The organism is Ewingella sp. C233 (assembly GCF_055407225.1).
Genome location: NZ_JBUZRI010000001.1, coordinates 219,684 through 243,871 on the forward strand (window position 1 = coordinate 219,684; position 24,188 = coordinate 243,871).

At 51.2% G+C, this 24,188-nt stretch carries 21 protein-coding genes; 13 read left to right on the plus strand and 8 right to left on the minus strand.

Translation table 11 applies throughout. The annotated features are described in order from the left end of the window. Positions 1 to 13: 13 nt before the first annotated feature. The 7 genes from ACZRKO_RS01070 (at position 14) to ACZRKO_RS01100 (ending at position 6,172) form a co-directional block, all read left to right on the plus strand. The gene (locus tag ACZRKO_RS01070; protein ID WP_140470648.1) at positions 14 to 412 is read left to right on the plus strand and encodes an NUDIX hydrolase; all 399 of its coding nucleotides are present in this window, start codon (positions 14 to 16) and stop codon (positions 410 to 412) included. Beyond that, complete coding sequence (locus ACZRKO_RS01075; RefSeq protein ID WP_463735431.1) at positions 412 to 1,293, plus strand: DUF6024 family protein; 882 nt, start codon at positions 412 to 414, stop codon at positions 1,291 to 1,293. Before ACZRKO_RS01070 ends, ACZRKO_RS01075 begins: the two co-directional genes overlap by 1 nt. Next, complete coding sequence (locus ACZRKO_RS01080) at positions 1,290 to 2,174, plus strand: DMT family transporter (RefSeq protein ID WP_463735432.1); 885 nt, start codon at positions 1,290 to 1,292, stop codon at positions 2,172 to 2,174. The genes ACZRKO_RS01075 and ACZRKO_RS01080 overlap by 4 nt, the downstream gene beginning before the upstream one ends. A gap of 103 nt (positions 2,175 to 2,277) precedes the next feature. Beyond that, on the plus strand, positions 2,278 to 2,922 hold the full coding sequence (adk, locus tag ACZRKO_RS01085) for an adenylate kinase (RefSeq protein ID WP_463735433.1): 645 nt from the start codon (positions 2,278 to 2,280) through the stop codon (positions 2,920 to 2,922). 230 nt (positions 2,923 to 3,152) lie between these two features. Next, positions 3,153 to 4,115 carry a ferrochelatase gene (hemH, locus tag ACZRKO_RS01090; protein WP_463735434.1) on the plus strand — a complete coding sequence of 321 codons (963 nt, stop codon included), beginning with the start codon at positions 3,153 to 3,155 and terminating at the stop codon, positions 4,113 to 4,115. Positions 4,116 to 4,173: 58 nt separating this feature from the next. Next, positions 4,174 to 5,493, plus strand: coding sequence for an inosine/guanosine kinase (locus tag ACZRKO_RS01095; RefSeq protein WP_463735435.1), 1,320 nt, complete (start codon positions 4,174 to 4,176; stop codon positions 5,491 to 5,493). A gap of 421 nt (positions 5,494 to 5,914) precedes the next feature. Continuing rightward, complete coding sequence (locus ACZRKO_RS01100) at positions 5,915 to 6,172, plus strand: helix-turn-helix domain-containing protein (RefSeq protein WP_463735436.1); 258 nt, start codon at positions 5,915 to 5,917, stop codon at positions 6,170 to 6,172. Positions 6,173 to 6,224: 52 nt separating this feature from the next. Here the strand turns inward: ACZRKO_RS01100 and ACZRKO_RS01105 are convergent, their stop codons facing one another. Further along, positions 6,225 to 7,001: an SDR family NAD(P)-dependent oxidoreductase gene (locus ACZRKO_RS01105; RefSeq protein ID WP_463735437.1), complete on the minus strand. Its 777-nt coding sequence runs from the start codon at positions 6,999 to 7,001 to the stop codon at positions 6,225 to 6,227. A gap of 198 nt (positions 7,002 to 7,199) precedes the next feature. Between ACZRKO_RS01105 and ACZRKO_RS01110 the strand changes: the two genes are divergently transcribed. Together ACZRKO_RS01110 and ACZRKO_RS01115 are read left to right on the plus strand one after the other, a co-directional pair. Further along, positions 7,200 to 8,174 (plus strand): LysR substrate-binding domain-containing protein, encoded by a 975-nt coding sequence (locus tag ACZRKO_RS01110; RefSeq protein ID WP_463735438.1) that lies wholly within the window; start codon positions 7,200 to 7,202, stop codon positions 8,172 to 8,174. Then, positions 8,171 to 8,677 carry a P-loop nucleotide/nucleoside kinase family protein gene (locus ACZRKO_RS01115; protein ID WP_463735439.1) on the plus strand — a complete coding sequence of 169 codons (507 nt, stop codon included), beginning with the start codon at positions 8,171 to 8,173 and terminating at the stop codon, positions 8,675 to 8,677. The genes ACZRKO_RS01110 and ACZRKO_RS01115 overlap by 4 nt, the downstream gene beginning before the upstream one ends. Before the next feature lie 128 nt (positions 8,678 to 8,805). On the opposite strand, the gene iolG is transcribed toward ACZRKO_RS01115, so the two are convergent. The 4 genes from iolG to ACZRKO_RS01135 all read right to left on the minus strand — a co-directional run bounded on the left by iolG (position 8,806) and on the right by ACZRKO_RS01135 (position 13,418). After that, a complete protein-coding gene (gene iolG / locus ACZRKO_RS01120; RefSeq protein ID WP_463735440.1) occupies positions 8,806 to 9,819 on the minus strand; it encodes an inositol 2-dehydrogenase in 1,014 nt (337 codons plus the stop codon). Between the two features lie 2 nt (positions 9,820 to 9,821). Continuing rightward, complete coding sequence (iolE, locus tag ACZRKO_RS01125; protein ID WP_463735441.1) at positions 9,822 to 10,718, minus strand: myo-inosose-2 dehydratase; 897 nt, start codon at positions 10,716 to 10,718, stop codon at positions 9,822 to 9,824. A gap of 92 nt (positions 10,719 to 10,810) precedes the next feature. Beyond that, on the minus strand, positions 10,811 to 12,256 hold the full coding sequence (locus ACZRKO_RS01130; RefSeq protein WP_463735442.1) for a sugar porter family MFS transporter: 1,446 nt from the start codon (positions 12,254 to 12,256) through the stop codon (positions 10,811 to 10,813). Between the two features lie 328 nt (positions 12,257 to 12,584). Beyond that, a complete protein-coding gene (locus ACZRKO_RS01135; protein WP_463737434.1) occupies positions 12,585 to 13,418 on the minus strand; it encodes a MurR/RpiR family transcriptional regulator in 834 nt (277 codons plus the stop codon). Between the two features lie 225 nt (positions 13,419 to 13,643). On the opposite strand from ACZRKO_RS01135, the gene ACZRKO_RS01140 reads away from it, so the two are divergent. The 4 genes from ACZRKO_RS01140 (at position 13,644) to iolB (ending at position 19,961) form a co-directional block, all read left to right on the plus strand. Next, positions 13,644 to 15,152, plus strand: coding sequence for a CoA-acylating methylmalonate-semialdehyde dehydrogenase (locus ACZRKO_RS01140; RefSeq protein ID WP_463735443.1), 1,509 nt, complete (start codon positions 13,644 to 13,646; stop codon positions 15,150 to 15,152). 25 nt (positions 15,153 to 15,177) lie between these two features. Then, positions 15,178 to 17,112 carry a 3D-(3,5/4)-trihydroxycyclohexane-1,2-dione acylhydrolase (decyclizing) gene (iolD, locus tag ACZRKO_RS01145; RefSeq protein ID WP_463735444.1) on the plus strand — a complete coding sequence of 645 codons (1,935 nt, stop codon included), beginning with the start codon at positions 15,178 to 15,180 and terminating at the stop codon, positions 17,110 to 17,112. A 69-nt stretch (positions 17,113 to 17,181) separates the two neighbouring features. Continuing rightward, a complete protein-coding gene (locus ACZRKO_RS01150; RefSeq protein WP_463735445.1) occupies positions 17,182 to 19,089 on the plus strand; it encodes a bifunctional 5-dehydro-2-deoxygluconokinase/5-dehydro-2-deoxyphosphogluconate aldolase in 1,908 nt (635 codons plus the stop codon). Positions 19,090 to 19,142: 53 nt separating this feature from the next. Further along, the gene (gene iolB, locus ACZRKO_RS01155) at positions 19,143 to 19,961 is read left to right on the plus strand and encodes a 5-deoxy-glucuronate isomerase (protein WP_463735446.1); all 819 of its coding nucleotides are present in this window, start codon (positions 19,143 to 19,145) and stop codon (positions 19,959 to 19,961) included. A 198-nt stretch (positions 19,962 to 20,159) separates the two neighbouring features. On the opposite strand, the gene ybaL is transcribed toward iolB, so the two are convergent. From ybaL to ybaK, 3 genes are all read right to left on the minus strand, one after another. Beyond that, entirely contained in the window at positions 20,160 to 21,851 is a 1,692-nt protein-coding gene (gene ybaL, locus ACZRKO_RS01160; RefSeq protein ID WP_463735447.1) for a YbaL family putative K(+) efflux transporter, read from the minus strand. Positions 21,852 to 22,080: 229 nt separating this feature from the next. Further along, positions 22,081 to 23,298, minus strand: a complete 1,218-nt coding sequence (locus tag ACZRKO_RS01165; protein ID WP_463735448.1) for an MFS transporter — start codon at positions 23,296 to 23,298, stop codon at positions 22,081 to 22,083. 165 nt (positions 23,299 to 23,463) lie between these two features. Further along, the gene (gene ybaK / locus ACZRKO_RS01170) at positions 23,464 to 23,943 is read right to left on the minus strand and encodes a Cys-tRNA(Pro)/Cys-tRNA(Cys) deacylase YbaK (protein ID WP_463735449.1); all 480 of its coding nucleotides are present in this window, start codon (positions 23,941 to 23,943) and stop codon (positions 23,464 to 23,466) included. Positions 23,944 to 24,188: the final 245 nt, after the last annotated feature.

Here is a 24,188-nt window from a genome sequence, read left to right on the forward strand (position 1 = left end):
TGAAGGTATTGCGATGAAAACTATCGTCAAATGTTCGGCAGTGATCATCCGTGACCGCGCGTTATTACTGACGCGCAAACGCGGTACCGATATTTTTATTTCTCCCGGCGGCAAACCGCTGACCGGCGAAGATCATATCAGCTGTCTGAAACGTGAACTGAAAGAAGAGCTGAATGTTGATACCGCAAAAATAACCCCGCTGGGGTTATTTCACGGCGTGGCCGAGTTCGAAAAAGTCGCGATTGAAAATCATGTGTATCAGGTGGAAGTGGTTGGACAACCCGTCGCCAGCGCGGAGATCGCTGAAATTGCCTGGGTGAATTACCGCAAGCCACCTTGCGAAGTGGGAGTGGGATCTGTGTTTCGCGACAACGTCCTGCCGTTACTGTACCAGCGTGAGTTGATCGACTGATGGATCCTTCATCCCTTGCTCCCGCCTTGCAGCAACAGCACGGTGACCACTATTACAGGGAAGTTAACCGGCTGCGGGAAGTGCTGCGCGATAAGCTGACGACCACCTACCGGCTGGAAGGTTACGACATCTTTCTGGTGCAGTCAGTGCGTGTCGGCTTAGCCATGCTGTCGCATTTACTGCATAAACATAATTTTTCTCTGGAGCTGGGCGATCACCGCCACTATCAGCCGATTGAGCTGCTGTTCTCGCACCCGGTGGCGAACGATGCCTCTGCACAAAACAGCGGCGTCAATATTGTCACCCACGTCAATCCTTATACCGGTGTGATCAGTGACCTTGAATGCAGCGAAGGCAAAGCGGTGGTGGATGCATCGCACAGCTTTGCCACCGGCTTGCATGATGAGTTGATCACCAACAGTTCGATTTTTCTCGCACCGTTGCACAAACATGCTTCGGTTGCCGTGGGGCTGGCGATCATTGCCGTGCGCCCCGAGCACCACAGCTGTCTGTTTCGCAGCGAGCTGCGCCTGTTCGAAGGTTCAACGGTGTCACAACGGCCATTGCAGGAGGCTATCGACGCCATGGATGACCCAGCATGGCAGCCGTATAACGTCGCCAGCATTGAGAAAATCGACCTGCCGCTGACCAATGGTTTGCGTCTTACTTCGGTCAGTGCCTCAGGATTGCCATTCGCCTGCTTCCCGGTGGCAACGCTTTCTGAAGAACAGCTGCGCAAAATCAAGCAGATGGATGGCAGCTATTTCGAGCACGCCCACACCCTGCGGATTTCACGCTGCACGCGTGGAAAACACTCGCAATATGTTGATCATACGGGAAGTGTGATTGATGATTTAGCCCGGCTCTGGAGTCAAAAATGAGTAAATCTATCCCCGTTAATGGCAACCTGATCGGTATTCTGGGCGGCATTATCCTGAGCACTGACTCAGTGTTTATCCGTCTGATGAGCATCGATAACTCCTGGATGATCGTGATGCTGCGCGGCCTCTTTATGTGGGGGCTGGTGGTGCTGGTCTATCTGCTGTGGCCGAAAAGCCGGGCAGTGCTGGGCGTACCTTGGATCACGCGCCAGAATACGCTCCCGACGCTGTTTTTCTGTATCGCATCGGCCTGCTTTGTTAATGCCCTGAACCGCGGCAGCATCGCCACCGTGCTGGTGATCATCTCTTCTACGCCCTTTGTTTCCGCCATCATTTCGCGGCTGTTCTTTGGCACCAAAATCGACAAAGCCCTGCTGCTGGCTGCTATCGCCGGGATGTTAGGGGTGGCGATTGTCATGACCGGGCGCGCAGAAGGGCATGATCCGATGGCAAACTATTTTGCGCTGGCAACCGCCGTGTCGATGGCGCTGGCCTTTATTTTTGCCTCCAAAGTGGAGAGCGGCACCGTTGGTTTACCCTCGATTGGCGGCGTTCTGGCGTCAGCCTGCGTCGTGGCCTTTACCGGAGGCGGCGTGTTGCATGGCGTACCGCTGCTCACGCACACACAGTGGCTGTGGCTGGCGATTGAAGGCGCGATCATTATGCCGCTGGCGATGGGGCTGATTTCACTCTCTACGCGCTTTGTTTCACCGGTCAATGCTGGGCTGTTTTTGCTGCTCGAAACTGCGCTGGCGCCGCTGTGGATCTATCTGTTTTTACACGAAGCGCCGACTCCGCAGGCGATAATCGGCGGGTGCATTATCGTGCTGGCAGTGGTGTCGCAAACCTTGCGGGTAAAACGTCAGGAAGCACTGGCCTGAGCCGCTTCGCGCAATGTCCCTTCCTTGAGGAAGGGCGTGCAGAATGGTATGGTTGGTCGTTTTTTGCGTTTTAATAAAAATTACATGCAAGGGGATTTACGCAATGCGTATCATTCTGCTGGGCGCTCCTGGCGCTGGTAAAGGTACACAGGCTCAATTCATCATGGAGAAATATGGCATTCCGCAAATTTCTACCGGTGATATGTTGCGCGCAGCTGTGAAAGCCGGAAGTGAACTCGGCAAGAAAGCGAAAGAAATTATGGACGCCGGAAAACTGGTGACCGATGAATTAGTGATTGCACTGGTAAAAGAGCGTATTCAGCAAGAAGATTGCCGTAAAGGTTTCCTGCTGGATGGCTTCCCGCGCACTATTCCACAGGCTGATGCGATGAAAGACGCTGGCATCAAAGTGGATTACGTTCTGGAATTTGACGTGCCGGACGAACTGATCGTTGATCGCATCGTTGGACGTCGTGTACACCCTGGCTCTGGCCGCGTGTACCACATCAAATTCAACCCTGCGAAAGTAGATGGCAAAGATGATGTGACCGGCGAAGACTTGATCACCCGCAAAGACGATCAGGAAGAAACCGTGCGTAAGCGTCTGGTGGAATACCATGAGCTGACAGAACCGTTGATCTCCTACTACAGCAAAGAAGCTGAAGCGGGTAACACCAAATATGTGCGCATCGACGGCACACAGAAAGTGGACGAAGTGCGTCAGGAATTGGCTCAGATTCTGGGCTAATGATTTTCAGCATGAAAACCGCATGACACAAAGGCGACTCCGGTCGCCTTTGTTATTTTTAAATCTCCGTACTTTACCTCTCTTTGCTTTTATTGATTACTCCTGCCGTTGGCTGTTATCGGTTCCGATCCCCCGCAATTTCGTTACAATATGAGGCGTTACGTCGAAGTGCCTTCTGGCCGCTTCGTGTCATTTTGGCCCCTTGGCCGCATTAATTTAGGAAATTCAGCATGATGCAGACGAAATTCGGTGTGTTACTGGTCAATCTCGGTACACCCGAAGCACCAACGCCGCAGGCCGTAAGAAAGTATCTGGCTGAATTTTTAAGTGATATTCGTGTCGTCGACACCAACCGGCTGATCTGGTTACCTATCCTTTACGGTGTGGTTTTGCCGCTGCGCTCAACGCGCGTCTCCAAACTGTACAAAGCCGTGTGGATGGAAGAGGGCTCACCGCTGATGGTCTTCAGCCGTCGTCAGCAAAAAGCGCTGGCCGAACGCCTGCCGGGCACGCCGGTTGAACTGGCCATGAGCTACGGTAGCCCGAACATGCAGGACGCCATCACCAAGCTGCTGGCGCAGGGCGTGACTAAAATGGTGGTGCTGCCGCTCTATCCGCAATACTCCTGCTCCACCAGTGCCGCCGTATTCGACGGCGTGGCGCGAGTGCTTAAAGATCAGCGCCGTCTGCCGTCGGTCAGTTTTATCCGTGACTACGCCGAGCATCCGGCTTATATTTCTGCGCTGAAATCCACGGTGCTGCGCTCGTTCGCCGAACGTGGCGAACCGGACCGCCTGATCCTCTCTTTCCACGGCATCCCAAAACGCTTTGTGGCGCTGGGCGATGACTACGAGCAGCGCTGCCATGACACCGCACAGGCGCTGACCGAAGCCCTGGGCCTGCCAGCCGGTAAAATCATGCTGACCTTCCAGTCGCGCTTTGGCCGCGAACCGTGGCTCACGCCGTACACCGACGAAACGCTGAAAGGCCTGCCTGCGCAGGGCATCAAAAATGTTCAGATTATGTGTCCGGGTTTTGCGTCTGACTGCCTGGAAACTCTGGAAGAGATCAAAGAAGAGAACCGCGAGATCTTTATGCACGCCGGTGGCGAACGCTTCGACTACATCGACGCACTTAACGATCAGCCAGAACATATTGACCTGTTGCAACAGCTGGTCACCCAGCACTTCTGACCGTTACGTCTGAAAAATAGCAGACACATTTCGCGCTTTTGAACTACAGAGAACATCCATGAAATTTCCTGGTAAACGTAAGTCAAAACACTATTTCCCTGTCAGTGCACGTGACCCGTTATTACGTGACTCGATGCTGCAACAGATGCAGCCGGAAAGCGAAGCGGGCGCGTCCTATATTGTCGGTATCGACCAGACGATGGTGGATATTGAAGCCCGTGTGGATGAAGACTTCGTTGCGCGTTATGGTCTGAAAGCCGGTGAATCGAGCGTGATTGACGACGATACCGCCGAAGCGCTTTATCAGGAACTGATGCGTGAAGCGTTGATCACACATCAGTTTGCCGGTGGCACCATCGGCAACACGTTACACAACTATTCAGTGCTGGCGGATGACCGCTCGGTGCTGCTGGGCGTGATGTGCAGCCATGTGCAGATCGGCAGCTACGCCTACCGCTATCTTTGTAATACCTCGAGCCGTGTGGATCTTAACTATTTGCAGGGCGTTGACGGCGCGATCGGCCGCTGTTTTACGCTGATCAGCGACAGCGGCGAACGCACCTTTGCTATCAGTCCCGGCCATATGAACAATCTGCGTGAAGAGAGCGTACCGGAAGAGGTGATCGCCGGTGCATCGGCGTTAGTACTCACTTCGTATCTGCTGCGCAGCGGCGAAGGTGAACCGATGCCGCAAGCCACCATGCAGGCCATCGCCTACGCCAAGAAATATCAGGTACCGGTCGTGCTGACGCTGGGCACCCAGTTTGTCATCGCCGAAAATCCTCAGGCGTGGCGTGATTTTATTCGCGATAACGTCTCGATTCTTGCTATGAATGAGGACGAAGGCTTCGCGCTGACTGGCCTGAAAGACCCGCTGATGGCGGCCGACAAAGCGCTGGACTGGGTGGATTTGGTCTTATGCACCGCGGGGCCTAACGGGCTGTTTATGGCCAGTTATACCGAAGAAGAATTTAAACGGATAACCAATCATCCGCTGCTGCCGGGAGCGATTGCTGAGTTCAACCAGTATGAGTTCAGCCGCGCTATGCGCCGTGACTGCTGCCAGACGCCGCTGAAGATCTATTCGCACATCGCGCCATACATGGGCGGGCCGGAGAAGATCATGAACACCAACGGTGCTGGTGACGGCGCACTTTCTGCATTGCTGCATGATATCGCCGCCAACGGTTTCCACCGCAGCAGTGTGCCCAATTCCAGTAAGCACTCCCGCGACTACCTGACCTATTCGTCATTGGCGCAGGTGTGTAAATACGCCAACCGCGTGAGTTATCAGGTGCTGAATCAGCATTCGCCGAGACTGACGCGTGGGCTGCCAGAGCGGGAAGACAGTCTGGAAGAGTCATACTGGGAACGGTGAGTTTTTAAATTCAAAACCGTGGGCGTCGGCCCATACCGACCAGAGACCCGCAATCGCGCGGGTCTCTGGACTCTACGCACTTTTCGCTCCGTGCTATCGCAGAATCGTGATAGCCGTGTTTCAGCTATTTCCGTCACCGCCGCAAAAAACCGCGCGGTTTTATGCCGCTTGTTTGGGGCATTTTGAATGCGGCCTGGGCTTTTAATCGAAATTCATCTCCTTCTCTGCAACGCCATGTAACGTCTGATATTTACTGGAATTTTCCTAGCAAGTTACTGATTCTAATATTGTAAGCCTGTCATTAGTTGAATTATGATCATCGTGCTGCGGCAAGCTTGCAGCCGGGAATTGCGCCCTGTGAGAACTGGAGAACAGATGCGCCGCTATGGCGTTTGATTGGCTGGCATCACGGAGGTGAACAATGAGTAAATTCCAGCGAACCGACTGGCATCAGGCGGATATTATTGCGGCATTGCGTAAGAAGGGAACGACGCTTGCGGCCACGTCGCGGGCGGCGGGTTTGTCTTCTTCTACACTGGCGAATGCATTGAATCGCCCGTGGCCGAAGGGGGAAATGCTGATTGCTAAGGCGATTGGCGTTCCTGCGGCGCAGATCTGGCCAAGCCGCTATTACGATGGTAACGGGAAAGTGATTATTAAAACGCTGAGAAAGGCCTAAAAGAGAAGGGCGCAATCAGGTGCTGCGCCCAGATTTCCACTGGGTTAAATGGTTATGCGTTACGCCCAGCCATCACGCCGCCATCGATATCCCATACTGCGCCGGTGACCCAGCTGGTTTTATCAGACAGCAGGAACGCGACAGTGTCAGCCACGTCAAGCGGGGTGCCTACGCGGCCAATCGGGTGGAAGCTGTCGAAACTGTTCATCACGCCGCCAACATCCTCTTTCGGAATGAACCCTTCGTAGATTGGCGTATGCACAACAGCCGGGGAGACAGCGTTAACGCGGATACCTTGCGGGCCGAGTTCCAGTGCCAGGTTCCTGGTCAACGCATGTAAACCCGCTTTTGCCATGGAATAGGCTGACGATGGCGTTGCACCGATGGCCTGCTGTGCCCACATAGAACCAATATTGACGATGGAACCCTTGATACCGGCCTTTACCATATTTCTTGCCACGTCGCGGGTAATGAAAAACGTCGCGCGGTTGATGTTCATGTACATGTCGTAGTCTGCTTCTTCATGTTCGGTGAACGCTTTAGGGAAAAACACCCCGGCAGCATTTACTAAGAGGTTGATGTCACGGTGATCGCGATTGATCTCCGCCATGACGTGTTTCATCCCTTCCTCTTTCATCAGGTCAGCCACAATCACCGACACATTACCCAGCGGTGACAGCGTTTTTCGCGCTTCTTCGGCTTTCGCCTGACGGTTACCGACCAGTACGACGCTGCCGCCATTTTCCAGAACGAGGTGTGCTGTTTCCAGACCCATACCGCTGGTGCCGCCCACAACTAAAAGTTTTTTACCTGCAAAAGAAGCTGACATATTGACCTCGTACTTTCTGTGATTGAGAAGGCGATATTTACCTCTGAATTCGCATTGATGCATTGCGATGAGAGAAGATTGCCACGCACGGGCTGCGCTGACGAATGAGAAGAAATTACCTGACGGCAAAGAAAATCTATCTCGATGGAAAGTAGTGGGCTAGGATCTCTTCAACGAAATTGAGAAAGCGACCTGACTATGCGCTCATTAAACAGACTTAAATGGCTTCATGCTTTTGAAGCAGCTGCCCGCCATGGCAGCTTTACCGGCGCGGCAGAAGAACTCGGCGTCACACCTGCGGCAGTCGGGCAACTGGTGCGTTCGCTGGAAGAGTGGGTTGGCCATCCGTTACTGACTCGCACCCGTTCCGGTAAGCAGCGGCTGGTGGTGTTGGCAGAAGTGCGGGAAGCGTTACAGGACATTACTCACGGGCTGGATAAACTCGAGAGCGGGTTGAAAAAATTGCGCGGACGCCGTGCCCGTTCCGTCATTGTAGTGACTGCATCACAGGTGCTGATGATGAACTGGCTGATGTCGCGGCTTAACCGCTTTGCAGAGCAGCACGAAGATATCGATTTACGCCTCGATGTCACAGACAGACATAGTGATCTGGCACATGGTGAGGCGGATATCGGGCTTCGTTGCGGGCCGGGGAACTGGCCGGGGTTGCACCCGACCTGGCTCATGGATGAAGAGGCTGTGGTGGTATGCAGTCCGCTGATACTAAACGCTGGGGAAGAACCTGACGGCGCCTGGTTAAACAAACAGAAACTCATCTACGACGATACACCCCATCCCGGCGCGAATATGCCGACATGGGAGCGTGTTCTCAGCACTCTTGGGTATGTTCACATCGGCACGAGCAGTTTGCATATTAACTCCACGTCGGCGGTGATCCTCTCGGCACTCAGCGGTCGCGGTGTGGCTATTGTGCGGCGGGCGCTGGTTGAACAATCGATTGATAACGGGCAACTTATTCAGCTCTATTCCACCTATCCATGGCCGCTGACCTGGTCTTATTATATGGTCAGATCGGAACAAGCACTCCGTCGTCCTGAAGTGCAGGTCTTTCACGACTGGATGTTGTTATTGCACGATCAGCCAGTCGGACAGCAAGAAGACAGTCTCAGAGATTCATTTGCAGATAATCATATTCAGCGAGGAAAACAATGACACAGACAGCCACGCAAAATCCCACCCTTCATCTGCTTTGTGGAAAAATTGCCTCGGGCAAATCGACACTGTCGGCGGAGCTTGCTGCACGCCCCCTGACGGTGATTATCAGTGAAGATCAATGGCTGGCGCGATTGTACGCGGGCGAAATGCACGACGTAGCGGATTACGTGCGTTGTTCGGCCAAACTGCGTGATGCTATGGCGCCGCATCTGGTTGCTTTGTTGCAAGCCGGAATGTCGGTTGTCCTCGATTTCCCCGCCAACACGCTGGCAAACCGCCACTGGATGAAGGGGATTGTTGAGGCATCAGGCGCGGATAACCGCCTCTATTTTCTTGATGTGCCTGACGAGGTATGCAAAGCCCGTTTACGCGCCCGTAATCAGGCCGGTGAGCATGATTTCTCAGCCACCGACCAACAATTCGATTTCATCACCAGCTTCTTTGTGCCGCCGCAGGCCGAGGAGGGGTTCAATATCGTGGTGAGTCGCTCATCGGTCTGAGCGTCAGCCCGATGCCAGCTTTAAGGTTTTAGCGCGTCTCAACATGAAAAAACTCACCGCGTCGCGAGGACGTGGTGAGTTTGCTTTCTGCTTTAACAAACAATAATCCGACATTATTGTCCGTCTGCTTAGATCACTATTTCGCTAATTTTAACCGGACGGTTTTCTTTCAACGACAAATTCGCTGCAAGTGCAATTCGGATCGGTGGCAAGCCGTCTTCAGCACCGACGGGAACATCCGTATTATTGATTACCGCATCGACGAATGCTTTCATTTCATCAGCGAAAGACTGCATGTAACGTTCAAGGAAGAAATATTTTGGTTTGTCAGACTCAACAGAACCTGCGTGGGAATAACGGACGGTGGTATCAGTGTCATTGCCAGATTCAACGGCCCCTAAAGAGCCAAACACTTCAGCGCGCTGGTCATAGCCATAAATAGCTTTACGACTGTTATCAATCACCGCAATCGCGCCGCTTTGCATTTTCAGTGTGATGACTGCCGTATCAATATCCCCGGCCTTACCAATAGCAGGATCAACCAGCACAGCCCCGGCAGCATACACTTCAACGACTTCGCTTCCCGACAGATAGCGTGCCATATCAAAATCATGGACTGTCATATCCAGGAACATCCCACCGGAGACCTTCACATATTCGATGGGGGGCGCATCAGGATCGCGTGACGTGATTTTGATGATATGCGGTACCCCGATTTTTCCGTTGGTGACATGATCCTTCAGTGCTTTGAAGTTATGATCAAAACGACGATTGAAGCCCACCTGGAATTTGACCTTATGTTTTTTAACGGCGCTGATGACCTCTTTAATCAGAGGTATTTGCGTATCTATCGGCTTCTCACAAAAAATATGTTTGCCCGCTTTCGCCGCTTCAATAGCAATTTGAGCGTGGGTATTGGTTGAAGAGCATATGAGAACGGCATCAATTTCTTTATCTGAAAGAATTTGGTGATAGTCATCATGTAGTTCGGTTATTCCAACAGAGGCAGCCCAGGCCGTTAACTCAGGTGTAATATGAATATCTGAAATAGCTTTTATTTTTGCATTTTGAATATAATTTGTGATGCTTGTGGCATGTACACGGCCAATGCGTCCTGCACCAATAATACCAATGGTTAACATATTCATATCCCCGCTAATTTTTTGATGTAACTACGTGCCTGTAAGGCGTAGTTAAATGGATTGGCAATCGCTGGATCTTGCTCGGCTTCCACCACCATCCAACCCGAATAATTATGCTTATCCAATAATTCGAATACGGGCGAGAAGTCGATAACACCGTCACCGGGTGTTGTGAAGGTTCCTTTTTTTACACCATCTAAAAAACTCAATTTTTTTGTTCTTACTTCTTCGATAATCTCATCACGAACATCCTTCAAATGGACGTGAATAATACGGTCAATATGAGTTTTTAACACATCTAACATGGCTGACTGCGTTCCTTCAGCATAATAGAGGTGGCCTGTGTCAAATAACAGATAAACATTGTCGCTTACGGATTGCATAAAACGGTTAATTTCTGCCGTGGTTTGAATTCCCGTGCCCATGTGATGATGCAGGCAGACTTCCATACCTTTTTCTGCTGCCAGTAAAGCTAACGTGTTATAACCGTTTGCGACTAACTCCCACTCTTTGTCGCTGAATTCTATTTTATTAAATAAAATAGGGAGTTTAAGCCCCTGAATGCTTTTACTCTGTTCAGAGCAACCAATAACCTTAGCCCCCATTTCGTGTAAGAAATCACGGTGTTTAATGAAGTCTGCTATGGTTTGTTCACTTTTATAGTCTGCAAAAAAAGTACTAAACCATGCGTTGCATATTTCAAGGCCACGTGAGGAGAGTTTTTCTTTAAGAATTTTCGTGTCTCTTGGGTATTTGTTTCCGACTTCTGACCCTGTGTAGTCTGCCAGTGCCATTTCACTGATACACTGCTCAAAGGTGATTTCTCCCCCCAATTCTGGCAGGTCGTCATTTGTCCACCCGATAGGGGCTATACCCAATCTTACTTTTTCGGCGTTCATAATAACTCCATTTATTTCATATGAATAATGCGGTTAGCGTCAGTGCTGACACTTGTTTTGCCAGGTGAAATAGTTCCAAGTCTTATGATGTTTTAATGTTGTGTCCTGCGCCTTGCGAGAATAATCCCTTCAATTCTCTCAAGGGATATTCCTTTGGTTTCAGGAATAAATCGATGAATGAGATAAAGTGAAATAACCATCAGGACCACGAAAATCCACATCGGGAATGCGCCGTGGAAATTGTCTTTTAACCACGCGTTTTCACTGATAATCGGGAAGAGTTGGGCCACGATAAATGCCGCAATCCATTGGCAACCAATCGCTATACCCATGCCAGAGGCGCGTATTCTATTGGGGAATATCTCCGAGACTAATGTCCAACTTGCCACTCCCCAACCGACAGAGAATGCCACCAGGAAAATCATCAATCCACCAATTGCCAGGTATCCGTAAGCCTGCATATATAAACTGAATGAAGCTAACAGCAGTCCAATTGCACAACCGATTGAGCTGATATACATCAATTTCACGCGACCTGTTTTATCAATTAAGTAGAGGCCGAGTGCATTACCAAGGACAAATACCGCCCCAAGAAGAGACGTTTGGAGTAGGGCGCTTTCCATTGAACCCATAACATTTTTTAATATTTCTGGGGCGTAGTACATGATGGCGTTAATCCCGGTAAGTTGATTAAATACCGCAATCATGCAACCAACCATCAGGATGAAAATGACCTCTGGGGAGAGCAACATCCCTTTTTTACCTTGCCACTGTTGCTCAGCGATTAATGAACTCTTGATATCATCAATCAGATGCTTTGCATGTGCAGGGTCTGAGATGCGTGAAAATGTTTTAAATGCTTTATCTTCAAAGCCATTAATCACATTCCAGCGCGGTGACTCAGGGATAATAAAAACGGTGATCAGAAATGCCACGCATGGCACGATACCGACACAAAACATCCAGCGCCAGCCAACATCCATTATCCAGTCCGGGGTATGGCCACGAGCAATGAGATAGTTAGAGAAAAAAACCGCGCTTTGCCCTAAAACAATCGCAAATTGCTGCATGCCAACCGCTCTTCCCCGCATATCCTTGGGGGCGACTTCCGACATATACATGGGAGAAACCACGGATGCCAACCCTACACCGACGCCGCCCAACATACGAAATATCACGAACGTTGTGAATGAATGACACAGTGCTACGCCTGCGATCGAGACAATAAAAAGAACAGCCGCGATACACAGCGCCTTTTTACGCCCGAAACGCTCCGCCAACTTGCCTGCAAGCAAGGCACCGATGATGCAACCGATGATGACATTCGAAACGGCCCAGCCTGTTTGTGCGGGAGTGAGTGAGAAAAGGCGATTAAGCGCATCAATCGAACCAGAAATAACGGCGGTGTCGAATCCAAATAAAAAACCGCCTAAGGCTGCAACAAGACATACCGATACGACATACCAAACATTGTGCTTAACTCCGCTCGGGTCATATTCTTTTTGGGGAAGCGTGAGCGGCGGTGCTGTAATAGTCATAATTAGATCCTCATTTGTGCACATATCCCTTTTAAAACCCAGGCTGCGTAAGGCATAGGCGACATTCATAGTGAGAGAAAACAAACAGTCCTAAAAAGCGCGTAGGGTATTGCCTGAGTTGCTACATGAAATGCATATTTCAAATTCAAGTAAAACAATAAATTTGTTTTATGCGTTCTCAATCACAGGTTATTAAATAATATTAATATAATTCAATGAGTTATTTTTTTGTGGCAAGGAGGAGCATCAAAGGCAGGATGAAATTTGACATGCGCGGAGAAAAAGTCTGTCAGAACCGATGTCTCACAGACCTTCGTGCAAAAGCGGTTTAAAGGCGATGGCTTTGTTGATAGGCCAGCGCCACAACTAAGGTTTGTGCCAAACACTGGGTGGCCGATTGAGAGCGGAATGCATCGATTTGAGCTTCTTTCACCACAAAACACACGTCGCTAAAACTGGCCAACGGGCTGAGCTGGCTGTCTGTGATAACGATTTGCCGGGCGCCGGATTTGGCTGCGGCCTCACTGACATTCAGCGTTTCCTGAGCATAAGGCGAGAAACTGATAGATATGACGGTATCGCGCGCACTTAAGCGGTTTAGCTGCTCATTAAACATGCCGCCGAGACCATCGATTAAGAAGGTATTGCGCTCCAGATGACTAAACGCGTAGGCCAGATAAACCGCTACGCTAAACGAGCGACGCAGCCCGACGATATAAATATTTTCCGCATCCTGTAGCAAATCCACGGCTTTTTGCAGTTGTTCTGGCTCAATGCGCAGTGCCAACTGTTGCATAGCCTGAGTATTGGCCCGAACAAACTCCTGTAAAATTTCCTGAGGCGTTTCGCTCATCTCCTTTGTGCCATTCATTTCATGAAAAAGTCTGGCCCGGTCGGTGTAACTTGCGGTGTCTTCAGCCAGGCTGTTTCGAAACAGTAATTTCATTTCATTGAAACCATCAAAACCAAATGCACTGGCAAAACGAATCAGCGTTGAAGGGGGCACATTGGCTTTTTGCGCAGTGATGTTGAGAGTGTCTAAGGCGACATCATGCGAATTATCAATCAGATATATTGAAACTTGCTGTAGACGCTTACTGAGGCTTTCATAGCGATTACGGATTTGTTCCTGAAGTTCGCCCAGAGTAGTCACTGCCAAAATCATTACTCCTATCACCAAAAGTGATGCTTAATTTCGAATGTATTTTTCATCGTTTAGCTATCTTAGCACCAGAATGGGTAACTCCCTCCACGGCAAGCTGCCATAAGTTTGATTTTTTCATCTGGAAAAGCTACCTCCGTCACTAAATGAAATTAATATTTCACTATTATAATTATTGGAATTTACGTTTTCATTTCGATTTATCATGGAACGAGAGGTTACAAAATGGTCGCTAATATTGTTCAGAACTTCATTGATGGAAAGATCGACGGAAGTGTTTACCCAAATACTCTCAACGTAGTAAATCCAGCAACTGGGTTGCCTGTGCACCGGGTGGTAGACAGCGAATCCGTGCATGTGCAGCGCGCCATTGCTGCCGCCCATGCGGCATTCCCTGCCTGGGCGGCAACCTCGGCACTAAAGCGATCTCGTATTCTTTTTAAATTCAAACAATTGCTGGAAGATAACCTCCATTCGCTCGCGCACATTATCACTCAGGAACACGGTAAGACTCTTTCTGACTCTGTAGGGGAAATCACGCGGGGAATAGAGGTGGTTGAGTTTGCCTGCGGTATTCCGCATCTGCTTAAAGGTGATTTTTCCAACAACGTTGGATCTGGGGTTGATAGTCACTCATTGATGCAGCCCATCGGCGTTTGTGTGGGTATCACGCCGTTTAATTTTCCTGCCATGGTGCCGATGTGGATGTTCCCAATAGCCATTGCTGCGGGAAACACGTTTATCCTTAAGCCTTCTGAAAAAGTCCCTTCTTTAGCCCTGCATCTCGCTAAATTATTAACCCAGGCGGGTCTGCCTAAAGGCGTATTCAACGTGGTAAACGGCGGTAAAAACGCGGTTGATGTTCTCATCACCGACCCGCTCGTGCAGGCCGTTAGCTTCGTAGGTTCCACCCCTGTAGCTGAATACATTTATGCAACGGCGTCGGCCAATGGTAAGCGTTGTCAGGCATTGGGGGGGGCAAAAAACCACGCCATTCTGATGCCGGACGCCGATCTGGACATGGCGGCGGCTGCCATTACCGCCGCGGCTTTCGGTGCTGCCGGGGAGCGCTGCATGGCGCTGTCTGTGGTGGTCGCCATTGGTGATAAAACGGCTGATGCTCTAATTAACAAACTTCATCCGCTGATGCGCAATATCCGTGTCGGGGCAGGCGATAAGCAGGAACCTGAGAACGATATGGGGCCGGTTATTTCCCGTGCTCATCTGGATAAGATCTCCGCTTATATCATGAGTGGTGAAGAGCAGGGCGCGAAAATATTGTGCGATGGCCGGGATATTCATGTCGTCGGGCACGAAAACGGATTCTTTATTGGCCCGACGCTATTTGATCACGTCTCTCCACAGATGACGATATATCAGGAAGAGATTTTCGGGCCGGTACTTTGCCTGATTCGTGCTCCTGACTTTGCCAGCGCGCTGAAATTAATTAATGACAATCCTTATGGCAACGGTGCGGTAATTTTCACCCGTAGCGGCCGCGCAGCCCGTGAATTCTGTACCCATGTGACTGCTGGCATGGTCGGGGTCAATATTCCTGTCCCGGTTCCTATGGCATTCCACTGTTTTGGCGGCTGGAAACGTTCCATTTTCGGCCCACTCAATGTTCATGGGCCTGATGGCGTGCGTTTTTATACCCGAATGAAAACAGTGACAACGCGTTGGCCTGAAGGCGAGACCCAGGACAACGGTTTCTCAATGCCGACCATGAAATAGTGCCATTCGTCAGGAGAGAGTCTTAATGAGAACCCAAAAAATGACGATGGCGCAAGCCTTAGTCAAATTTCTGAACCAGCAGTACATCGAGTTTGACGGCACTCGCCAGCTTTTTGTACGGGGTGTCTTTACAATTTTTGGTCATGGCAACGTTCTGGGATTAGGCCAGGCATTGGAGCAAGACGCCGGAAACCTGATCGTGCATAAGGGATGCAATGAGCAGGGCATGGCACATATTGCCCTCGGCTATGCCAAACAGCTTAAGCGGCGCGGTGTCTATGCGGTAACCTCGTCAGTCGGTCCCGGTGCGGCAAATATGATCACCGCTGCCGCAACCGCGACGGCAAACCGCATTCCCCTGCTGCTGCTTCCTGGCGATGTTTATGCATCCCGCCAGCCTGACCCGGTGTTACAGCAAGTGGAGCAATACCACGACAATACGCTGAGCACCAATGATTGCTTCCGTCCGGTTTCACGCTACTGGGACCGGATAACTCGCCCGGAACAGCTGATGTCAGCATTAATTCAAGCCATGCGAGTATTAACCGATCCCGCCGACACGGGAGCGGTCACTCTCTGTCTTCCACAGGATGTTCAGGGTGAAGCCTATGATTATCCGGAGTCTTTCTTTCGTACCCGGATACATGTCATTGAACGGCGTCCACCCATGGAACAGCGGATCGAGGAAGCCGTTGCGCTGATTCATCGAAAAAAATACCCGCTTTTAATTTGTGGCGGTGGTGTTCGCTATTCTGAGGCACATGAAGCCTTCAGGGTATTTGCTGAACGGTTCCAGATCCCCTTCGGTGAAACACAAGCAGGGAAAAGTGCAGTTATTTCCTCACATTCCCTTAACTGTGGGGGGATCGGTGTCACGGGGGCGATGCCAGCCAACACCCTCGCTAATCAGGCTGATTTAATTATCGGTGTGGGCACCCGTTTTACCGATTTTACGACGGCCTCAAAATCACTATTCCAGAATCCGGATGTGGAATTCATTACGCTGAATGTCGCGGAATTTGACGCGTGCAAACTCGATGCCTTGCCGGTTGTGGGGGACGCGCGCGAGAGTCTGGCCGTGTTGACGCATCTCCTCGCCCGCAAGGGCTATCGTAGCCAATGGGGTAATGAGATCCCGGACGCTAAAGCGGAGTGGCGTGACGAAGTTAAGCGCCTTTATGCCATCAGATATCTCTCTGATTTCACACCAGAAGTCTCAGACCCCCTGCGATATTCGCTTCCTGAATACAGTCAGGCCCTGCAAACGACGCTCACCCAAACTCAGGTTATTGGCGTGCTGCAACAGCATCTCGAAAATAACGCCATTGTGGTCAGCGCTTCCGGATCCCTGCCCGGTGATTTGCAGCGTCTGTGGCAAGCACAGACGCCTGACACTTATCACGCCGAATATGGATATTCCTGCATGGGGTATGAAGTCGCCGCCGCTATCGGCGCTAAGTTGGCCTGCCCGCAGCAACCGGTATACACCTTCGTGGGAGACGGCGCTTACCTGATGTTACATAGCGAACTCGTTACTTCTCTTCAGGAGGGGATAAAAATCACCGTACTCCTGTTTGATAACGCAGGGTTCGGATGTATCAACAACCTGCAAATGAGTCAGGGCATGGGCAGTTTCGGCACCGAAAACCGTCAGCGTAATCCAATAAGTGGTGTGCTCGATGGAGCGCTGGCCGTGATCGACTTCGCTAAAAATGCCGAAAGCTATGGCTGTAAAAGCTGGAGTGTCCACAGCGAAAGTGAGTTATGGCAAGCATTGGATGAGGCTCGCCAGCATCCGCATAGCACTCTTATAGATATCAAAATTTTGCCCAAAACCATGACGCATGGCTACAACGCTTGGTGGCGCACGGGCACGGCGCAGGTTGCCACAAATCCAGCCATTACCGCCGCCGCCAGCGATATCGAAGATATGTTGCAGACGTTTGCCCGACCTTATTAATCAACCGGCGGCTCAGGCTCAATTTATTTCGATGTCTTATGACCAGACATCATTCAGGAGATCGACGTTGTGAACAAAGATAAACAGTTCGATGTGATCTGTATGGGAAGGGTGGCAGTTGATTTCTACGCACAACAAATAGGTGCGTCACTCGAAGATGCCTCTACTTTTTCAAAATACCTCGGAGGATCATCAGGCAATGTTGCCTATGGCACGGCCCGGCAGGGGTTACGATCTTCCATGCTGGCACGGGTTGGAGATGAGCACATGGGGCGCTTTTTGCGACAGGAGTTGCAAAGTGTAGGGTGTGACACCAGCCACCTTATTACAGACAAAAACCACCTGACGGCGCTGGTTCTGCTGGGAATTAAAGACCGCGATACCTTTCCCCTGATTTTTTACCGTGATAATTGTGCGGATATGGCGATCACTGCAGATGACGTCAATGAAGAATATATTGCCTCTGCCCGCTGCCTTGCCGTGACGGGGACGCATTTATCACATCCTCAAACGCGCGAAGCCGTATTGACGGCGTTGAGTTATGCCCGTTTTCATGGCGTTAAAACGGCATTAGATATCGATTATCGCCCGGTGCTATGGGGACTGACCTCTTTGGGTGATGGGGAAACGCGTTTTGTCGCCTCAGATGAAGTCACGCATGAGCTGCAAGACGTTTTAAATATGTTTGACCTGATTGTCGGTACGGAAGAAGAGTTCCATATTGCAGGTGGTTCAACCGATACGCTGAAAGCATTGAAAAATGTGCGTAAAAAAACGCAGGCAGAATTGGTCTGCAAGCGGGGCTCCCTGGGGTGCTCAGTATTTTCAGGCAAAATACCGGACAGCCTGGATCTTGGCTTAACCGTTCACGGTGTGCAGGTTGAGGTACTTAACGTTCTGGGGGCCGGTGATGCTTTCATGTCCGGATTATTGCGGGGGTATCTCAGTAATGATGGATGGGAGAAAACCTGCGCTTACGCGAATGCCTGCGGTGCGCTGGTGGTTTCGCGCCACGGATGCGCCCCGGCCATGCCTACCAGGATAGAGCTGGACGATTATTTATCGCGCGTAAACACAGTGCCACGGCCTGATAAAGATAGCCGTCTTAACCATCTTCACCGGGTGACGACCCGTCGTACCCAATGGAATGAACTCTGCATTTTAGCCTTTGATCATCGAAGCCAACTGGTCGCGATGGCCGATGCGGCCAGAGCGGATCTTGCCCTGATCCCGCAATTGAAAAAGCTGATTTTTTCTGGTTACCGTTCGGTGGTTGAAGAGCGCGGCCTACAGGGAAAAGCCGGTATTCTTTGCGACAGCACTTTTGGGCAGGACGTTCTCAATGAGGCAACGGGTACGGGGTATTGGATTGCCCGCCCGGTCGAGCTGCCAGGTTCACGCCCGCTGCGTCTGGAGCACGGAAATATCGGCTCACAACTTCGCACCTGGCCTCTGGAGCAGGTCGTTAAATGTCTGGTTTTCTGTCATCCACAAGATGCTGCGCCTATGCAACAAGAACAAGACCGCTTGGTGGAGGAGATTTACCAGGCTTGTTGCCAGTCCGGGCATGAACTCTTACTAGAAGTGATTTTGCCAGCGGGTATGCCACAAGACGATGGGGCTTTTCTACAGCAAATTCAGCATTTCTATCAGTTGGGTATCAAACCCGATTGGTGGAAATTACCGCCTTTATCATCAGCATCCTGGCAGAAACTCAGCGGGCTCATTGAAGAGTTCGATCCCTGGTGCCGGGGCGTACTGATTCTCGGCCTTGATATGCCGATGGAAAAATTGAAAGCCGGTTTTGATGCATCAGTAGGTTATCCCATCGTGAAAGGTTTTGCCGTTGGTCGGTCGATATTTGGTCGCTCTGCTGCCGCATGGCTTAACAATGATATTAGCGATGAAACTCTGGTGGAAAATATCAGAAATAATTACCGTTCACTGATCGAACTTTGGGACCAACGGGGAAAATAGGCATTCGCGAAGAATGAATTTTCCTACGCTCACTTCTTGTTAAGAGGCAGGCCATGTCATATTTACTCTCGAAATATCATGCTCCCGATGAAAAAGGAAGAACGCAATGTATTACGCCTGAAACGGCTGGCTGGGACTATATCGGGTTCTCTGTTTATGAATTAATGCCTGAGCAAATCATCACCTTGCCCGTCACGCCATTGGAACAATGTCTGGTTCTGGTGGCCGGGCGGGCAACGGTGATCACGTCGTCTCAGACGTTTAAGAATATCGGTGAGCGTATGGACCCGTTCGAGAAAATACCGCCCTGGGCCGTGTATCTCAAACCGAATGAGACCTGCCAGATTATCGCCGAGACGGCGTTGGAACTGGCGGTTTGTCAGGCACCGGGGAAAAGCGGTTACGCCACCCGCCTGATTACGCCACAGCAGATCAAAACCGAATTAAGAGGGGTGGGTAATAATCAGCGCTTTGTGCAAAATATATTACCTGATGATGAACCGGCGGGCAGTTTACTGATTGTTGAGGTGTATACAGCGCAAGGTTGTACCAGTTCTTATCCCAGCCATAAGCATGACACTGATATCCCTGGCAAGGAAACCCGTCTGGAGGAAACTTATTACCATCGTTTGAAGCCATCACAGGGATTTTGCCTGCAACGTGTTTATACTGATGATCGTTCTTTAGATGAGACAATGGCCGTTTATAATAAAGATGTTGTCATGGTCCCTAAAGGCTATCACCCGGTTGCGACACTGGCGGGTTATGACAGCTATTACCTTAATGTGATGGCCGGTCCAAATCGAAAATGGTTGTTCAGTTGGGAGAAAGACCATCAATGGATTAATACGCCGGAATATACCGGCAAATAAAATGGTCGATCAATAAGCTCATCGGTCAATAAACCCGTTGATCAATAAACCTATTGATCAATAAAACCACCGGGATTGATTATCCCTTAAACTCGGTCGTTTGCAGAGGAGTAGAGCCGTAAAGTTAAATCCAGAAATCCGCAGAGAGAGGCGGATTTCTGGGGTTAGGATGTGGGAATTGTTGTGCCGATTGCTACATCAGATCGGGCAGTAAGGCCGTTTATCTTCTTCGCTCATCACGTCAACGCGCAGCATATTTAGCATGCTGTTGGCTATTTCGCGTTCTCCCATGACGACTTCATTGGCACCGCGCTCCATGATGTAATTCACTTCGTCGTCATAGTGGGCGCGGGCAATGATCTCAATATTGGGGCGCTTGGTGCGCGCAGATGCGACGATCTCACCGGCTTCATAACCGTTGGGAATAGTCACCAGCAGCCAGCGTGCGCAGTCAAGACGCGCCAGATCCATCACTTCTTGATTGGCTGCATTACCCAGTACGGTGCTGATCCCCTGGGCGCGCAACGCTTCGACGCGTGGGCGGGAATTTTCAATGACGACCAGCGGGATCCCGGCGGCCTGTAGCTTTTCACCTAACAGACTGCCGACACGTCCGTAACCCACCAGCAAGGCGTGATTGCAGAGGTCGAAGGGGATCTGTTTCTCGTCTTCGACGGCCTCCTCGATACTCTGATCTTCAATCGTTTCCGTTTTGACCAGATACCGCTCCAGCAGGCTGAACAGGAGCGGATTGAGCATAATCGACAGAATCGCCCCGGCCAGCACCAGATTACGGCCATGTTCTGACAGCAAACCGAGCGTGATCCCAAGCCCTGCCAGAATAAAAGCGAACTCGCCAATTTGCGCCAGACTGACCGAAATCGTCAGCGCTGTCCGCCGCGAGTGGCCGAAGGTTTTCACCAGCAGGAAGGCGGCGATGGATTTGCCGAACACGATGATGCCGAGCGTTGCCAGGACCGCCAGCGGCTCATGCAGGATAATCAGCGGGTCAAACAGCATGCCGACTGACACGAAGAAAAGCACCGCGAAGGCATCACGCAGCGGCAGAGTGTCGTGCGCGGCGCGGTGGCTTAGTTCTGACTCGTTCAGTACCATTCCGGCAAAGAACGCTCCCAGCGCGAAGGAGACGTCGAACAATTTGACGGCACCGTAAGCAATGCCCAGCGCCAGTGCCAGCACGGCCAGCGTAAACAGTTCGCGTGAGCCGGTACTCGCAGTTTTGGCAAGTATCCACGGCACCAGACGGCGGCCTACCACCAGCATCAGCGTAACAAAGGCCACCACCTTTCCGAGCGTGAGCACCAGCTCCAGCGCGAGGTCAGTGAAGCTGGAGTGATTGTTATCAATCATATTGCTGAAGGCCGGCAGCAGAACCAGCGCCAGCACCATCACCAGATCTTCGACAATCAGCCAGCCAATGGCAATTTGCCCGCGCTGGCTGTCAATCAGTTGCCGTTCTTCAAGTGCCCGCAATAGCACCACGGTACTGGCGGTAGAAAGGCATAAACCGAAGACTACACCCGCGCCCAGATCCCAGCCGAGCAGCCGCGACAGGCCGATGCCCAGCAGCGTGGCAACGGCGATTTGTATCACCGCACCGGGAATAGCGATGGATTTAACTGCAAGAAGATCTTTAAGGGAGAAATGCAAACCTACGCCGAACATCAGAAGGATGACGCCAATTTCCGCCAGCTCCGGAGCCAGAGAAGTATCTGCGACAAAGCCAGGCGTAAATGGCCCGGCCAGTACGCCAGCGGCCAGATAGCCAACCAGAGGGGAAATTTTAAGACGATTGGCGAGCATTCCGAACAGGAACGCCAGCACCAGACCGCCGACAATGGTGGTGATCAAGGGCGTAGAATTGTGCATCCAGACTCCTTCTTGTGATACATCAGACCAATATGTAAGAGATTGTTAATCAGTTTATTGTATATCGTGTTTTGATGTGCAGAAAAAAGTGCCCTGAATGTCAAAAAGAGCAGACTGGATGCAAATCAGGCCGGGAGTGACATTTCGTAGGGTTTTGCATGGCAATGTTTTATCTGACAAGGCAGGTGCGCTGCCGATACTGAAGTATCGGCAGCTGAAGGCAGGAGGTTTAGGACTGTTTTTGTTCGAGATTCGGCAGGAATGCCGTAAGAATCCCGAGGAGCGGCAGGAAGGCGCAGATCTGGTAAACCAGTTCAATGCTGGTACGGTCAGCCACGTAGCCGAGAACGGCCGCGCCGAGTCCACCCATCCCAAATGCCAAACCGAAGAACAGCCCCGAAACCATGCCGACTTTGCCGGGGATCAGCTCTTGCGCGAAGACCAGAATCGCCGAGAACGCCGACGCCAGAATCACCCCGATGATCACGCTCAGAATACTGGTCCACATCAGGTTGGCGTGGGGGAGCATCAGCGTGAAGGGGGCCACGCCAAGGATCGACGCCCAAATCACGTATTTACGACCAATCTTATCGCCAATCGGTCCGCCAATAATGGTGCCTGCCGCCACGGCGAACAGGAACACAAACAGGTGGATCTGGGCGTTTTGAATCGACACACCAAACTTGTGGATCAGATAGAAGGTGTAATAGCTGCTCAGGCTGGTCAGGTAGAAGTATTTTGAGAACACGAGTACCAGTAAAATGCCCATCGACAGCGCCACGGTTTTGCGCGGCAGTACCGTTACATTATTTGGCACCGGCCCACGTTTTTTGATGATCTGCTGTTGCTGGCGATACCACTTGCTGATTTGCAGCAAAACCACAATACCCAGCAGCGCCGCCAGTGAGAACCACGCCACGTTACCTTTACCGTAAGGCGCAATAATCAGCGCTGCCAGTAGCGGCCCCAGTGAACTGCCGAAGTTTCCGCCGACCTGGAAGACCGACTGCGCCAGACCATGACGCCCACCCGAGGCCATGCGCGCCACGCGGGAGGATTCCGGATGGAATACCGATGAACCAGTACCGACCAGCGCCGCTGCCAGTAGCACCAGCGGGAAGGTCTGCGCGACGGAGAGCAGCAGCAGACCGGACAGGGTGAAGCCCATGCCAATCGGCAACGAATAGGGCTGCGGATGTTTATCGGTGTAATAGCCAATCAGCGGCTGTAACAGGGACGCGGTGATCTGATAGGTCAGCGTGATCATGCCGATCTGCGTAAAACTGAGGGAAAACTCATTTTGCAGCAGCGGGTAGATCGCAAGGATCAGCGACTGGATCATGTCATTAAGCAAGTGTGAGACGCTGATCGCCGCCAGAATAGAGAAAGCGGTGCGTTTCGCCGCGCTCACCGGTGGAGGCGCGGGGATGTCAGTACGGTCGGTCATTCTGTCGGGCCTTTCTTATTGTAATATACCCTTCATCTTTCAAGCCGCAGATGCGTTGGCTGCGCTCAATCACCCGAATCACTTACTTATGTAAGCGCATCGGGATTCACTCGCTTGCCGCCTTCCTGCATCTTGAAATCTATTGGGTATAGGTAGTGGATTGAGTTAGTCGATTTTGGCGATGTCGGCAAACTTTCCACGCAGCAGGCTACAAAGATCGCTGGCGGACAGCTCAATATCAAGCCCGCGTTTACCCCCGGATACAAAAATGGTGGCAAAGTTCTGCGCAGGGCTGTCGATCACCGTCGGCAACAGTTTTTTCTGCCCCAGCGGGCTGATCCCACCCACCAGATATCCGGTCACGCGCTGGGCTAATTGCGGATCCGCCATATCGGCTTTCTTAGCTCCCAGTGCTTTAGCGACTTTTTTCAAATCGAGTTGAGTGGCTACCGGCGTCACCGCCACGGCCAGATTTTTTGCGTCACCGTTAAGTGCCACCAGTAATGTTTTGTAGACCTGATGCGCATCCAGTCCGAGCTTTTTAACCACCTCATCGCCGAAGTTAGTCTCGTCGCTGCTGTGTTCATAAGGGTGGAGCGTGAAGGCTATCTTGTTCTTTTCTAATAAATTAACTGCTGGTGTCATGACACTCCCCGGACAGAACATCCCAATAAAAAAGCCACCGTGTCCGTTGCCCTAAATGGCCTCAGGCAATCACGATGACTTAATTAGCGAAAAAATAATAACCCTGCTCAATCTTTTGATAGTAAACAACAAAGCCTGTTTCTTGAGCGGACCATCAATACTAGTCCAGCGAATGGTTGTTGCCAAGACCCAATACAGATTGCTAACCTACCGCCGCCGGTACTGTGCCCTGCAAGGGACCAGCG

Coding starts and splice junctions, on each gene's coding strand:
- ACZRKO_RS01070 (WP_140470648.1), top strand. CDS start 14: ATGAAAACTATCGTCAAATGTTCGGCAGTGATCATCCGTGACCGCGCG.
- ACZRKO_RS01075 (WP_463735431.1), top strand. CDS start 412: ATGGATCCTTCATCCCTTGCTCCCGCCTTGCAGCAACAGCACGGTGAC.
- ACZRKO_RS01080 (WP_463735432.1), top strand. CDS start 1,290: ATGAGTAAATCTATCCCCGTTAATGGCAACCTGATCGGTATTCTGGGC.
- adk (WP_463735433.1), top strand. CDS start 2,278: ATGCGTATCATTCTGCTGGGCGCTCCTGGCGCTGGTAAAGGTACACAG.
- hemH (WP_463735434.1), top strand. CDS start 3,153: ATGATGCAGACGAAATTCGGTGTGTTACTGGTCAATCTCGGTACACCC.
- ACZRKO_RS01095 (WP_463735435.1), top strand. CDS start 4,174: ATGAAATTTCCTGGTAAACGTAAGTCAAAACACTATTTCCCTGTCAGT.
- ACZRKO_RS01100 (WP_463735436.1), top strand. CDS start 5,915: ATGAGTAAATTCCAGCGAACCGACTGGCATCAGGCGGATATTATTGCG.
- ACZRKO_RS01105 (WP_463735437.1), bottom strand. CDS start 7,001: ATGTCAGCTTCTTTTGCAGGTAAAAAACTTTTAGTTGTGGGCGGCACC.
- ACZRKO_RS01110 (WP_463735438.1), top strand. CDS start 7,200: ATGCGCTCATTAAACAGACTTAAATGGCTTCATGCTTTTGAAGCAGCT.
- ACZRKO_RS01115 (WP_463735439.1), top strand. CDS start 8,171: ATGACACAGACAGCCACGCAAAATCCCACCCTTCATCTGCTTTGTGGA.
- iolG (WP_463735440.1), bottom strand. CDS start 9,819: ATGTTAACCATTGGTATTATTGGTGCAGGACGCATTGGCCGTGTACAT.
- iolE (WP_463735441.1), bottom strand. CDS start 10,718: ATGAACGCCGAAAAAGTAAGATTGGGTATAGCCCCTATCGGGTGGACA.
- ACZRKO_RS01130 (WP_463735442.1), bottom strand. CDS start 12,256: ATGACTATTACAGCACCGCCGCTCACGCTTCCCCAAAAAGAATATGAC.
- ACZRKO_RS01140 (WP_463735443.1), top strand. CDS start 13,644: ATGGTCGCTAATATTGTTCAGAACTTCATTGATGGAAAGATCGACGGA.
- iolD (WP_463735444.1), top strand. CDS start 15,178: ATGAGAACCCAAAAAATGACGATGGCGCAAGCCTTAGTCAAATTTCTG.
- iolB (WP_463735446.1), top strand. CDS start 19,143: ATGTCATATTTACTCTCGAAATATCATGCTCCCGATGAAAAAGGAAGA.
- ybaL (WP_463735447.1), bottom strand. CDS start 21,851: ATGCACAATTCTACGCCCTTGATCACCACCATTGTCGGCGGTCTGGTG.
- ACZRKO_RS01165 (WP_463735448.1), bottom strand. CDS start 23,298: ATGACCGACCGTACTGACATCCCCGCGCCTCCACCGGTGAGCGCGGCG.
- ybaK (WP_463735449.1), bottom strand. CDS start 23,943: ATGACACCAGCAGTTAATTTATTAGAAAAGAACAAGATAGCCTTCACG.